Origin of the sequence: Bartonella sp. AA81SXKL, from assembly GCF_042196945.1 — a bacterium.
GTDB lineage: Bacteria > Pseudomonadota > Alphaproteobacteria > Rhizobiales > Rhizobiaceae > Bartonella.
This window is the reverse complement of the sequence record NZ_JBHIRH010000339.1, coordinates 1-281: the sequence shown is the minus strand read 5'-3', so window position 1 is coordinate 281 and position 281 is coordinate 1. Positions and strand designations below refer to the sequence as shown.

Annotated in this window: 1 protein-coding gene; it reads left to right on the top strand. The window is 28.5% G+C overall.

Annotation, left to right across the window (positions count from 1 at the left end; genetic code table 11):
• A partial coding sequence (locus ACFINZ_RS11555) for an XRE family transcriptional regulator (RefSeq protein WP_375701591.1) occupies positions 1–212 on the top strand: 212 nt, incomplete at its 5' end.
• Positions 213–281: the final 69 nt, after the last annotated feature.

Genomic DNA, 281 nt, shown 5'->3' with positions numbered 1-281 from the left:
TTCGCTTAGAAAATGGACATCGAAAACTAACAAAAGAATGGGCTATACGTTTAGCGCCTCATTTATCAGTTACTCCTAAACAATTAATGTTTTCAGAACAAGAAACAAATAGCTTAGATGAACAAATAGAAGATATGCTCGAACATCTAAGCTATGATAACAAAGTTAAGCTTCTCGATCTTCTTTCTTCATTTTATCAAGAAAAGAAATAATAAATTTCTTTTTTTCATCCTTTGTTAATTTTTTCCAAAACGCTAATATTTTCTCATTAATCAATAGAT